Origin of the sequence: Streptomyces incanus, from assembly GCF_042656345.1 — a bacterium.
GTDB lineage: Bacteria > Actinomycetota > Actinomycetes > Streptomycetales > Streptomycetaceae > Streptomyces > Streptomyces incanus.
This window is the reverse complement of record NZ_JBHSPC010000082.1, coordinates 45,647-58,019: the sequence shown is the minus strand read 5'-3', so window position 1 is coordinate 58,019 and position 12,373 is coordinate 45,647. Positions and strand designations below refer to the sequence as shown.

Sequence of the window (12,373 nt, the reverse complement as noted above, 5' to 3'; positions counted from 1 at the left end):
GACGCGTCGGCGGCGGCGCGGCGACGGCACGGCCACTGACCCGAAAACCGGTACGACAAGAGCACCGCAACAGGACGACACGCCAACGCTCCGGGCCAAGGCGCACCCACCGGAGCCGTACACCTGAAAGAGTCGTGTCCATGCAGGTCTGGCCTGGCGAGGCGTATCCCCTCGGTGCCACGTACGACGGCGCCGGCACGAATTTCGCGGTCTTCACCGAGGCCGCGGACCGAGTGGAGCTGTGTCTGTTGCACGACGACGGCTCCGAGACGGCGGTCGAACTGCGCGAGAGCGACGCGTTCGTACGGCACGCGTACCTGCCCGGCGTCATGCCGGGACAGCGGTACGGCTTCCGTGTCCACGGGCCGTACGCCCCCGAACGGGGGCTGCGCTGCAATTCGGCGAAGCTGCTGCTCGACCCGTACGCGCGTGCGATCAGCGGGTCGGTCCGGTGGGGCGAGGAGGTGTACGGCTACCACTTCGACGCGCCCGACCGGCGCAACGACCTGGACTCCGCCCCGCACACGATGACGTCGGTCGTGGTCAACCCGTACTTCGACTGGGGCGACGACCGGCTGCCCCGGACGGAGTACCACCACACCGTGATCTACGAGGCGCACGTCAAGGGCCTCACCATGCGCCATCCGGGGCTGCCCGAGGAGCTGCGCGGCACCTACGCGGGCCTCGCGCACCCGGCGGTGATCGAGCACCTGACCGAACTCGGCGTGACGGCACTGGAGCTGATGCCGGTTCACCAGTTCGTCAACGACCACCGTCTGGTGGACATGGGTCTGAACAACTACTGGGGCTACAACACCCTCGGATTCTTCGCCCCGCACAACGCCTACGCGTCCTGGGGCGACCGCGGTCAGCAGGTGCTGGAGTTCAAGTCGGCGGTGAAGGCGCTGCACGAGGCCGGGATCGAGGTCATCCTCGACGTCGTCTACAACCACACCGCCGAGGGCAACCACCTGGGTCCGACGTTGTCCTTCAAGGGCATCGACAACCCCTCGTACTACCGGCTGAGCGACGACCCCCGCTACTACATGGACACGACGGGCACCGGGAACTCCCTGCTCATGCGGTCCCCGCACGTCCTCCAAATGATCATGGACTCGCTGCGGTACTGGGTCACCGAGATGCACGTCGACGGGTTCCGCTTCGACCTCGCGGCGACCCTGGCGCGGCAGTTCCACGAGGTGGACCGGCTGTCCTCGTTCTTCGACCTGGTGCAGCAGGACCCGGTGGTCTCCCAGGTGAAGCTGATCGCCGAGCCGTGGGACGTGGGCGAGGGCGGCTACCAGGTGGGCAACTTCCCGCCGCTGTGGACCGAGTGGAACGGCAAGTACCGGGACACCGTGCGGGACCTGTGGCGGGGCGAGCCGCGCGCGCTCGCCGAGTTCGCCTCCCGGCTGACCGGCTCGTCCGACCTGTACCAGGACGACGGGCGGCGCCCGCTGGCCTCGATCAACTTCGTGACCTGCCACGACGGCTTCACCCTGCACGACCTGGTCTCGTACGACGACAAGCACAACACCGCCAACGGCGAGGACAACCGGGACGGCGAGAGCCACAACCGCTCCTGGAACAGCGGTGTCGAGGGCGACACCGACGACCCGGACGTGCTGCGGCTGCGGGCCCGTCAGATGCGGAACTTCATCGCGACGCTGATGCTCTCCCAGGGCGTGCCGATGATCAGTCACGGCGACGAGGTCGCCCGCACCCAGGGCGGCAACAACAACGCCTACTGCCAGGACAACGAGCTGTCCTGGCTCGACTGGCCCTCGGAGCGGGAGGGCCGGCGGCACCGGGACGAGCGGGAGAAGCACGACAGCGACACCGGCGGGGACGGCGGCGCGGACCGCGGGGACGGCGGCGCGGACCGCGGGGACGGCGGCGCGGACCGCGGGGACGGCGGCGCGGACCGCGGGTACGACGGCGCGGACCGCGGGGACGGCGGCGCGGACCGCGGGTACGACGGCGCGGACCGCGGGTACGACGCCCGCCTGCGGATGCTGGACTTCACGCGCGCGATGGTGTGGCTGCGCAAGAACCACCCGGTCTTCCGCAGGCGCCGCTTCTTCCACGGACGGCCGGTCGAGGGCACCCACGACGACCTGTCCGACATCGCCTGGTTCACCCCCGAGGGGACGGAGATGACCCAGTGGGACTGGGACCAGGCGCGCGCCTCGGCGCTGACGGTGTTCCTCAACGGCAACACGATCTCGGAGCCCGGCCGGCGCGGGGAGCGGATCACGGACGACTCGTTCCTGCTGATGTTCAACGCCTCCCCCGGCCCGCTGGAGTTCGTGGTGCCCGTCGACCACGGCCGGCAGTGGCAGGTGGTCGTCGACACCGCCCGCGAGGACGGGGTCCCACCGGGCACCGGCCCGAAGGTGCGGGCCGGTGCCCGGCTGTCCCTGACCGACCGGAGCCTGACGGTGCTCCAGCGGCCGGCGTGACGGACAGCGGCCTGGAGCGGGCGTGGAGGAGTGGCGCGGACGGTGGCACGGCAGCGGAGGGACTGTTGACAGGAAAAGCGGCAGGGCGGGTACTTAGGTCTGCATGACCCCTGAGCGACCTGAGCCCGCAGTGCCCACCGCCACGTACCGGCTGCAGTTGCAGCCCGACTTCCCGTTCGCCGCCGCGGCGGCCGCCGTGCCGTACCTGGCCTCGCTCGGAGTGTCCCATCTGCACCTGTCGCCGGTCCTGGAGGCAGTGCCGGGCTCGCGGCACGGCTACGACGTGGTGGACCACGCGCGCGTGCGCGGGGAACTGGGCGGCGAGCAGGCGCTGCGGGACCTGTCGCGCACCGCGCGGGAGCACGGTCTCGGCCTGGTCGTGGACATCGTCCCGAACCACATGGCGATGTCCCCGCGCCACAACCGGGTCCTGTGGGAGGTGCTGCGCGAGGGGCCCTCGTCGCGCCACGCGCGGTGGTTCGACATCGACTGGGAGGCGCAGGGCGGCCAGGTGCTGCTGCCGGTGCTGGGCGGACCGCTCGGCGCGGAGCTCGACCGGCTGAAGGTGGACGACGATGTGCTGCGCTACCACGACCACGCGTTCCCGCTGCGTGAGGGCACCGCCCACCTGCCGCTGCCGCAGCTCCTGGACGCCCAGTGGTACCGCCCCGTGTGGTGGCGGCTGGCCCGCACCGAGATCAACTACCGCCGGTTCTTCAGCATCTCCGAGCTGATCGGCGTGCGCGTGGAGGACCCCGAGGTGTTCGAGGCCACCCACGCCAAGGTCCTCCAGCTGCTGCGCGAGGGGGTCGTCGACGGGCTGCGGGTCGATCACCCGGACGGGCTCGCCGACCCGGACGAGTATCTGCGGCGGCTGCACGAGTCGAGCGACGGCCGCTGGACCGTGGTGGAGAAGATCCTCGCCGACGGCGAGGATCTTCCCGCCTCCTGGCCGGTCGCGGGCACCACCGGTTACGACGCCCTGCGGCACGTGGACGGCCTGTTCACGGACCCGGCGGGGGCCGGGGAACTGCTCGGCCAGTACCGGCGGTTCGCGGCGCCGCAGCCGGACCGGGGCGGCGAGTGGGAGGCGACGGTGCGGCGGGCCGCGTACAAGGTGCTCACGCACGAGCTGTCGACCGAGGTGGACCGGCTGACCCGGGTCGCCCACCGCGTGTGCGCGGCCTCGCCCGAACCCGCGCTGCGCGACCGTGCGCCCTGGGCCCTGCGCACCGCGCTCGAGGAACTGCTGGTCCGGCTCGAGGTGTACCGCCCCTATGCCTCCGTGGACCCGGCCGGCGTGGTCACCGAGGAGGCCGCGGCCGGCGCCCGGCGCGCCTTCGCCGTCCCCGAGGAGGCCGGGGTCGTCGATGTCGTACGGAATCTGGTGCTCGGGCGGTACGGCGACGGGCCGGGGCAGGTGGAGTTCCGTACGCGGTTCGCGCAGACCGCGTCGGCGCTGCGGGCCAAGTCCGTGGAGGACACGGCGTTCTACCGCTACGTGCCGCTGCTGTCGGCGACGGAGGTGGGCCAGAACCCCGGCTCTCCCGCGCTGTCCCCGGAGCGGTTCCACGCGTACTGCGCGCGCGTGCAGCGCGACTGGCCGGCGGCCGGGACCGTCGTCTCCACGCACGACACCAAGCGCAGCGCCGATGTGCGGGCCGCACTCCATGTGCTCACCGAGTGCGCCGGACGGTGGGCGGACGTCCTGACCGAGGTGACCCACGTCGGCGAGGGCGTACCGGACCCGCAACTGGCGTGGGCGGCCTGGCAGACGGTGTTCGGACTGGGCCCGGCGGACCCGGAGCGGGTGACGGGTGCGCTGCTCAAGCATGTGCGTGAGGCGGGCCTGCACACGAGCTGGACGGAGCGGGAACCGGCGTACGAGGAGGCGGTGGCCCGGTTCGTGACGGCGGGGCCGTGCGGGGCCACGGGCGAACGGGTCGCGCGGTTCCGGACCTCACTGGAGCCATACGTCCGCGCGAACGTGCTGGGCACCGCCCTGGTCCATCTGACGATGCCGGGCGTGCCCGACGTCTACCAGGGCACCGAGTCCGAGTACCGGGCCCTGGTGGACCCGGACAACCGGCGCACGGTGGACTTCCCGGCCGGGGGGACGGGCGACGAGGACGGCGCGGACGATGCCGACGACGGCAGCGGCAGCGGCAGCGGCAGCGGCAGCGGCAGCGGCAGCGGCAAGGCGGCGGTGACACGGGCCGCGTTGCGGTTGCGGGGGCGGCGGCCGGAAGTGTTCGGTGACACGGCGTCCTACGAGCCGCTGGCCGCCGAGGGGCCCGGGGCGGCGCACTGTGTGGCGTTCGTGCGGTCCGGTGCGGTGCTGACCGCCGTGACCCGGCTGTCGCTGCGGCTGGCGGAGGCAGGTGGCTGGCAAGAGACCCGGCTGGCGCTGCCACCGGGCCGGTGGGCCGACGTGCTGGAGCCCGGACGGGAGTTCACCGGGCACGCGCGCCTGGCGGAGCTGTTCGAGCGGTCACCGGTGGCGCTGCTGGAGCGGGTCGGCGCACCACGACCCGCGGACTCCGGGCGGGAGCGCTCAGTCCGCCCGCACCCGTAGCGGCGGGGCGACGGGGGCCTGCGGGCCCTGCCACGCCGTCCGCAGGAGGTCGACGAAGACCTCGGCGGCGCCGGTGGGTGGCACCCGCGCGAAGACGGTCAGCGTGCGCTTCCAGGGCGGGTCGGCCGAGAGGACCACGCAGTCCTCCCCGACGGCGCCGCGCACGACGTACGAGGGCGCGACGCAGACACCGACCCCGGCGACCGCCATCCGCACGGCGGTCGACGTGTGTTCGGTGAAGACCGCGGTACGCGGCGCGAACCCGGCCCGTCCGCACGCCCAGTCGAGGAAGCGCTCACCGTGCACCACGGGCTCCATCGCACAGCGCACCCAGGAGCGGTCGGCGAGTTCGTGCAGGGACACCGTCGTACGGCCCGCGAAACGGTCGTCGAAGGGAACGACGAGGACGATTTCCTCCTCGCCGACCGGCACGACCGGACCCGCCCAAGTGGTGGGCGCCGGGCCGAGGGCGAGGTCGGCGGTGCCGCGCTGGACCTCCTCCTCCAGGGCCTCGGCGGAGGCGTATTCGCGCAGGTGCAGCAGGACGCCGGGGTGGGCGGCGTACCAGCGGGCGAAGACGTCCGGCAGGACGCCGACCGCGACGGAGTGGACAGCGGCGATGTGCAGTTCGCCACCCTCGGCGCCGGCGGTGGCACGCGCCGCGCGGCGGGCCTGGGCGGCGCTGCGGACAGCGACCTCGGCGTGCGGCAGGAAGGCGCGGCCCATCGCGGTGAGCCGCACACCGCGCGGCATACGTTCCAGGAGGGGGCCGCCTGTCGACCGCTCAAGTGCCTTGATCTGGTGGGACAGTGCCGGCTGAGAGACGTGCAGCGCCTCCGCCGCGCGGGTGAACGACGCCTCCTCGACGACCGTCAGGAAGTACTCCATCTGCCGCAGGCTCATCCCGCCACCGTTCCCCCCTCTGCCGTCGACGACGTCGCCATAGACGTCCTGCATCGATCCCACAAAAACATTGCCTTGGACTCATGGCAAGGGGCGGGCCGAGGCTGAGAGTCATGAACGCAACGGACATCATCGTCATCGGCGGTGGTACGGGGGGCTACAGCACCGCCCTGCGTGCCGCAGCCCTCGGTCTGGATGTCGTGCTCGTCGAGCGGGACAAGGTCGGCGGGACGTGTCTGCACCGCGGCTGCATCCCCAGCAAGGCGATGCTGCACGCGGCGGAACTCGTCGACGGCATCGCCGAGGCGCGTGAACGCTGGGGAGTGAAGGCGAGCCTGGACGCGGTCGACTGGCCCGCGCTCGTCGCCACGCGGGACGACATCGTGACGCGCAACCACCGGGGTGTGCAGGCCCATCTCGCCCACGCCGGCGTGCGGGTGGTGCGGGGGCACGCACGGCTGACCGGCTCGCGGAGCGCGCGGGTGGAGGGAACGCCCGGTGGCCCGGAGGGAGGGGCTGAGGGTGCCCAGGCCCTCACCGCGCGCCGTGGCGTCGTGCTGGCGACCGGCTCACGGCCGCGTACGGTCCCGGGCCTCGAACCGGACGGCCGGCGCGTGGTGACGAGCGACGACGCGCTGTTCGCTCCCGGGCTCCCGATGTCCGTCCTGGTGCTCGGCGGTGGCGCCATCGGCGTGGAGTACGCGTCGTTCCACCGCTCCATGGGTGCCGACGTCACCCTCGTGGAGGCCGCCGACCGCATCGTGCCGTTGGAGGACGTCGAGGTGAGCCGTCATCTGACGCGGGGTCTGAAGAAGCGCGGGATCGACGTGCTGACGGGTACCCGGCTGCTGGACGCGGAGGTGTCGGCCGACGGCGTACGCGCGCGCGTACGCACCTCCCGCGGCGAGACCCGTGCGGTCGGAGCCGAGCGGCTGCTGGTGGCCGTCGGGCGGGTCCCCGTGACCGACGGCCTGGACCTGGCCGCCGCGGGCCTGACGACGGATGGGCGCGGGTTCGTGGTACCGGCCGACTGGGACCGGCTCGAGACGGCCGTACCCGGCGTGCACGTCGTGGGCGACCTGCTGCCGCCGCCCTCACCCGGACTCGCCCACGCGTCGTTCGCGGAGGGCCTGCTGGTCGCGGAGACGCTGGCGGGAGTGCCGTCCCCGCCGGTGGACTACGCGGCCGTGCCCCGGGTCACCTACTCGTCGCCGCAGACCGCAGCCGTCGGTCTGAGCGAGGCGGAGGCACGCGCGCGCGGGCACGAGGTGGCGGTCAACACCATGCCGCTGACGGCCGTGGCCAAGGGCATGGTGCACGGGCGGGGCGGCATGGTGAAGGTGGTCACCGAGGCCGGGGGGCGGGTGCTGGGCGTGCACCTGGTGGGTCCGCATGTGTCGGAGATGGTCGCCGAGAGCCAGCTGATCGTGGGCTGGGACGCCGAACCGTCCGACGTGGCCCGGCACGTACACCCGCATCCGACGCTCTCGGAGGCGGTGGGCGAGGTGTTCCTGACACTGGCGGGGCGCGGGCTGCACCAGCAGTGACGCCCGTGCGGCAAACGGACGTAAATATCCCGGGCGCCCCCTGGCGTCTCCCCCGTCGCGCCCTTGACACCTCCTTGTGGCCGTGGGGTACTGCGCAGTGCGGGGTCACGTGGATGTGACAGGGGGTGAGTCCGTTGCCCGAACTGCGCTATCCGACGGTGGCCGAACTGGTCTCCTCCGCCCGCGCGCTGACCGTCCAACGGCCCGGCCTGTGCGTCCTGCGGCAGGTGGGCCTCTCCCGCGCGGGGCGGCCGCTGCACCTGCTGTCCGTGGGCCACGCCCGGCGTGCCGTGCTGGTGGTCGCGGGTGCTCATGCCAACGAGCCGGCCGGCGGGGGCACAGTGCTCGCACTGGCCCGGCGGGTCGTGGCGGAGCGGGAGTTGCGGGACGACACGTCCTGGCACTTCCTGCTGTGCGCGGACCCCGACGGGGCGATCCTCCATACGGCGACGGAGCCGGACAATCTGTACGACTATCACTTGGGCTTCTTCCGTCCCGCCGGCCGGGAACAGCCGGAGTGGGCCCCGTCGGTCCTGCCGCCCGACCGGCTGCCGCCCGAGACCCTGGCCCTGACCGGGGTCATCGACGAGCTGCGGCCCTACCTCCAGGTGTCGCTGCACGGGACCGATCTGGGCGGCAGCTGGGTCCAGTTGACGAGGGACGTGCAGGGTCTCGCCGAGCCGTTCGGCAAGTCCGCCGCGGAGCTGCACATCCCGGTGGAGACGGGCGCCTCGGACGCGGCGGGCTGGCCGGCGTCCGGCCCCGGGGTGCGGGTGATGCCCCCGGCGGAGGCCGGGCCGGTGTATCCGAGCCTGCCGGACGACGCGCGGCACAGCACCTGGTACCGCACACACCGGTACGGCGGTCTGACGGCGGTCGTCGAGGTACCGATGTGGGCCGGTGCCCTGGTGGACGATCCGGAGCCGCATCCGGCTCCGGCCGAGGCGCTGCGGCATCTCGCGGACCGGCTGCTGCGGGACGCGCGCGAGGTGCGACGGGTACTGGAGGAGGCCCGGCCCGGGGCCATGGAGGGCGCCGGTACCGCCGGTGGTCCGCTGCTGCGGGCGGCCACCTGGGGGCTGGAGCTGGTCCCGGGACTGGCCGGAGACCTGGTCCGCACCCGGCCGCCCGACGGCACCAGGGCGTACGTGGGCAGCGTGGACGCGTTCACGCGCCGGGTGCCGCTGCGGGCGGCGGCGATGCTGCTGCGGGAGCTGCGGGAGAGCGACACGCACGCGGCGGCGCGTCTCGAGCGCCTGGTCGCCTTGTGGAGCGATTCGTTCGCCGTGCACTTCCGGGCCCGCTGGGTGCCCGTGGCGCACCAGGTGGAGCATCAGGTCCGCACGGTCGTGGCGGCGGCGCTGCACGCCCGCGCGGGTACGGGTGGGGGAACGGGAGCGGGCTGAACCCGCCCGCTCCCCCACCTCATGAGGGCTGCGGCCCGTCCAGGGCGAACACGGAGCCGGTCCGGGCCTCCATCGAGCACCGGTTCGAGAAGGTCTCCGTGTACTCGACCGGCCGTCCCCGCCACTGCCCGTGCGCGTGCGCGGTCACCGGGGCATAGACCATCGGACAGTAGGTGTCCCGGGCCGGGATGCGGGTGATACGCCCGTTCACCGCGGCGAGTTCCGCGCAGGCGTCGGCCGCGCGCGGGTGGCCCTGGGGCGGGTCGCAGAGGAGCATGCGGCCGGGTGCCGCGCCGGTCCGGGTCTCGCCCTGGTCGACGCCGAGGACGAGCCAGGTGTCGGAGGTGTCGGCGCCCCGGGGGCCCGGGTCCGCCTGCGCGGGGGTGGGTGCGAGGCAGGCGAGGAGGGCGGTCGCCGCCAGCAGCGCGCCCCGTACCGCTTTCAGTGAGGTGTACGTCATTCCAGATGCATCGGCACGACGGTGCCGGAACCCCAGCCCGGCTCACCCGAACGGGAAGCTGCGCCCGGGTGCCTCACGGCCGGCTCGAACGCGGCGGCCACGACCCGCGCCTGGTACTCGGCCTGACGTGCGACCGGGATCCAGCGTGTCGCGCAGGCGTCGTGGCAGTCGGCGCACCGCGCGTCGATGAGCCGGTCCGGTCCCGGCAGCACCCCGGCCGGATCGCGGCCGACGGTCTGGACACCCCACATGGGTGCCTCGACGACCGCGGTGACGGTGCCGTGGCGGTGCGGATGGAACCACGTCGACTCAACGGCGGCCTCGGTGACGGCGGCGGCCGGACCGCCCCTGCGCGGCGGCGGAATGCGGTGGACGGCGGGCCCGGATCGGCCCCGTACAGGGCGTCGTAGGCGCTGAGTTCGCACGGGATGCCGAGGCGGGCCGCGATGCCGGCGACCTGGCGGCCGGGGCCGGGCAGGTCGCGGGTGAGTTCGACGAAGCCGCCGCAGGCGGACGCTGTCCCGCCGTGCGCGGACGGTCAGTTCGCCGTGAGCCGGTAGGTCATCCGTCCGAAGCCGATCTGGTCACCCTCCCGGACGACGGCCGCGCCGACCACCCGGCGCCCGTTCACTGTCGTGCCGTTGGTGGAACCGAGGTCCCGCAGCACCCACAGGCCGCCCTGTTGACGGAGTTCCGCGTGCACGCGGGAGACCGTTTCGTGGTTGAGCCTCAGCCCGTTGGCGGGGTCGCGCCCTATGCGCAACGGATGGGCGGTCGCCGGATGGGGCAGCAGCAGCTTCGGCAGCCGCTCGGCCCGCCATGCCCCACGCAGCCGCACCGTGAACCCGGAGACCGCCTCCACGGAGGAGAACACCAGGCGCGAGAAGCGGCCCTCGGTGGGCAGGTCGGCGGTGAGCGGGACGAGTTCGTCGGGGCGCTGGGCCGCGAGCGCCAGCTCCATGCGCCGGATGAACGTGTCATGGGACAGCCGCCCCACCGCGACGCCGTCCCGCAGTACCTTCAGCGCCTTGTCGCGCTCCACGTCGGAGAGCCGCGCGGGGTACGTATTGAACTCGAATGACGACGTCACACCGCTGATTGTCGGCCAGCACGGGCCGGACTGTCCAGGAGACGGCAGAAGCACCGCACCACCGCCCCCACTCCTGAGGTGGCGACACCCGCCGCAAAGGGAACATTCACCGGCGGATCGGTCTCCGATGCAGCACGATGTACGAGCTACATCACGGTGAGCAGACGAAGGGGAACCGTCCGTGCAGTTCGAGGTGTGGGCACCGCAGGCCGGCGACGTGACGCTCCAGTGCGACGGCGTCACGCGCGTGTTGACGCGCGTTCCGGAACGGGAGGGATGGTGGCGGGGTGAGGCAAACGCGCGGGACGGCTCCCGGTACGGCTTCGCGCTGGACGGCGGACCTGTGCTGCCCGATCCGCGCTCGCGCCGGCAGCCGGACGGGCCCGACGGGGAGAGCGCCGTCGTCGACCACGACGCGTTCGCCTGGCGCGCGGCCTGGGACGGGCGTCCGCTGCCCGGCGCCGTCCTGTACGAGCTGCATGTGGGCACGTACACGCGCGAGGGCACGTTCGACGCCGCCGCCGAGCGGCTGGAGCATCTCGCCGGGCTGGGCGTCACCCATGTGGAGCTGATGCCGGTGTGTCCCTTCCCCGGCCGTCACGGGTGGGGGTACGAGGGGGTCTCGCTGTGGGCGGTGCACGAGCCGTACGGGGGACCCGAGGCGCTGAAACGGTTCGTCGACCGGGCGCACGCCCTGGGTCTGGGCGTTGTCCTCGACGTGGTGCACAACCATCTGGGGCCGTCCGGGAATTATCTTCCTCGGTTCGGCCCGTACTTCACCGACACCCATCACACTCCGTGGGGCGCCGCCGTCAACCTGGACGCCCCCGGCTCGGACGAGGTGCGGACGTATCTCGTTCAGAGCGCGGTGGCGTGGTTGCGGGACTACCGGATCGACGGGCTGCGTCTGGACGCGGTGCACGCACTGGCGGACACACGCGCGTACCCCTTCCTGGAGGAGTTGGCGGCGGCCGTGGACGCCCTGTCGGCCGACACCGGGCGACCGCTGTTCCTGATCGCCGAGTCGGACCGGAACGACCCCCGGTACGTCACGCCCCGCGCGGACGGCGGTCACGGGCTGCACGCCCAGTGGAACGACGACTTCCACCACGCCCTGCACGCCGCGCTGACCGGTGAGTCGCAGGGCTACTACGCCGACTTCGCGCGCGCCCCGCTCGCGGCGGTCGCCAAGACGCTCTCCGGCGGCTTCTTCCACGACGGCACGTACTCCTCGTTCCGCGGCCGGCGGCACGGACGGCCCCTGGACCGTACGCGGATCGCCGGACACCGGCTCCTCTGCTACAGCCAGACCCACGACCAGATCGGCAACCGGGCCCAGGGCGACCGGCTGGCCGCGCTGGTCTCCCCCGGCGTGCTGGCCTGTGCGGCGGCCCTCACGCTGACCGCTCCGTTCACGCCGATGCTGTTCATGGGCGAGGAGTGGGCGGCGGGCACGCCCTGGCAGTTCTTCACCGACCACACCGACGCCGAACTCGCCGAGGCCGTGCGCGACGGCAGGCGGCGGGAGTTCACGGCGCACGGCTGGGCCGCGACGGACGTGCCCGACCCGCAGGACCCCGCCACCCGCGACCGCTCCTGTCTGGACTGGTCGGAGCCGGAACGCGAGCCCCACGCGCGCGTGCTGGCCTGGTACCGGCAGCTCATCGCGCTGCGTCACGCGCAGCCGGACCTCACCGACCCCGACCTCGCCGACACCAAGGTGGTCTTCGACGAGGACCGGCGCTGGCTCGCCTTCCGGCGCGGGGACGTGCTGGTGGCCGTGAACCTGGCCGGTGAACCGGCCGCGATCACGCTGGGCGTCCCGCACGCGCGCGTACTCGCCGCCTGGGAGCCCGTCGGGGTACCGGGCGCGGACGGAGTGCTGCACCTGCCCGGCGAGTCCGCGGTGGTGCTGCTGCAGCAGTGAGCG

General features: G+C 73.1%; 8 protein-coding genes and 1 pseudogene. 5 read left to right on the top strand and 4 right to left on the bottom strand.

The features are described 5' to 3' along the window. The first annotated feature begins 140 nt into the window (after positions 1 to 140). Complete coding sequence (gene glgX / locus ACFP2V_RS24885; protein ID WP_381216663.1) at positions 141 to 2,462, top strand: glycogen debranching protein GlgX; 2,322 nt, start codon at positions 141 to 143, stop codon at positions 2,460 to 2,462. Between the two features lie 103 nt (positions 2,463 to 2,565). Next, complete coding sequence (treY, locus tag ACFP2V_RS24880; protein ID WP_381216660.1) at positions 2,566 to 5,037, top strand: malto-oligosyltrehalose synthase; 2,472 nt, start codon at positions 2,566 to 2,568, stop codon at positions 5,035 to 5,037. On the opposite strand, the gene ACFP2V_RS24875 is transcribed toward treY, so the two are convergent. Continuing rightward, positions 5,017 to 5,940, bottom strand: coding sequence for a LysR family transcriptional regulator (locus ACFP2V_RS24875; RefSeq protein ID WP_381216732.1), 924 nt, complete (start codon positions 5,938 to 5,940; stop codon positions 5,017 to 5,019). The two genes, treY and ACFP2V_RS24875, sit on opposite strands and share 21 nt — an antisense overlap. Positions 5,941 to 6,053: 113 nt before the next feature. Here ACFP2V_RS24875 and lpdA point away from each other — a divergent pair, with 113 nt between their 5' ends. Further along, positions 6,054 to 7,487, top strand: coding sequence for a dihydrolipoyl dehydrogenase (gene lpdA / locus ACFP2V_RS24870; protein ID WP_381216658.1), 1,434 nt, complete (start codon positions 6,054 to 6,056; stop codon positions 7,485 to 7,487). A gap of 125 nt (positions 7,488 to 7,612) precedes the next feature. Continuing rightward, positions 7,613 to 8,893, top strand: coding sequence for a M14 family zinc carboxypeptidase (locus ACFP2V_RS24865; protein WP_381216655.1), 1,281 nt, complete (start codon positions 7,613 to 7,615; stop codon positions 8,891 to 8,893). 19 nt (positions 8,894 to 8,912) lie between these two features. Here the strand turns inward: ACFP2V_RS24865 and ACFP2V_RS24860 are convergent, their stop codons facing one another. The 3 genes and pseudogenes from ACFP2V_RS24860 to ACFP2V_RS24850 all read right to left on the bottom strand — a co-directional run bounded on the left by ACFP2V_RS24860 (position 8,913) and on the right by ACFP2V_RS24850 (position 10,443). Continuing rightward, positions 8,913 to 9,353 carry an SSI family serine proteinase inhibitor gene (locus tag ACFP2V_RS24860; protein ID WP_381216651.1) on the bottom strand — a complete coding sequence of 147 codons (441 nt, stop codon included), beginning with the start codon at positions 9,351 to 9,353 and terminating at the stop codon, positions 8,913 to 8,915. Continuing rightward, positions 9,350 to 9,888, bottom strand: a pseudogene (locus ACFP2V_RS24855) (dehydrogenase); the annotation flags it as partial. The gene ACFP2V_RS24860 and the pseudogene ACFP2V_RS24855, both read right to left, overlap by 4 nt. Before the next feature lie 3 nt (positions 9,889 to 9,891). Next, positions 9,892 to 10,443, bottom strand: a complete 552-nt coding sequence (locus ACFP2V_RS24850; RefSeq protein ID WP_381216648.1) for an FHA domain-containing protein — start codon at positions 10,441 to 10,443, stop codon at positions 9,892 to 9,894. A 181-nt stretch (positions 10,444 to 10,624) separates the two neighbouring features. Between ACFP2V_RS24850 and treZ the strand changes: the two genes are divergently transcribed. Further along, positions 10,625 to 12,370, top strand: coding sequence for a malto-oligosyltrehalose trehalohydrolase (gene treZ / locus ACFP2V_RS24845; protein WP_381216645.1), 1,746 nt, complete (start codon positions 10,625 to 10,627; stop codon positions 12,368 to 12,370). The last annotated feature ends 3 nt before the right edge of the window (positions 12,371 to 12,373 follow it).

Excerpts from the sequence above, each read along its gene's own strand:
- treY (WP_381216660.1), top strand. The coding sequence starts at position 2,566 with ATGACCCCTGAGCGACCTGAGCCCGCAGTGCCCACCGCCACGTACCGG.
- lpdA (WP_381216658.1), top strand. The coding sequence starts at position 6,054 with ATGAACGCAACGGACATCATCGTCATCGGCGGTGGTACGGGGGGCTAC.
- glgX (WP_381216663.1), top strand. The coding sequence starts at position 141 with ATGCAGGTCTGGCCTGGCGAGGCGTATCCCCTCGGTGCCACGTACGAC.
- ACFP2V_RS24860 (WP_381216651.1), bottom strand. The coding sequence starts at position 9,353 with ATGACGTACACCTCACTGAAAGCGGTACGGGGCGCGCTGCTGGCGGCG.
- ACFP2V_RS24875 (WP_381216732.1), bottom strand. The coding sequence starts at position 5,940 with ATGAGCCTGCGGCAGATGGAGTACTTCCTGACGGTCGTCGAGGAGGCG.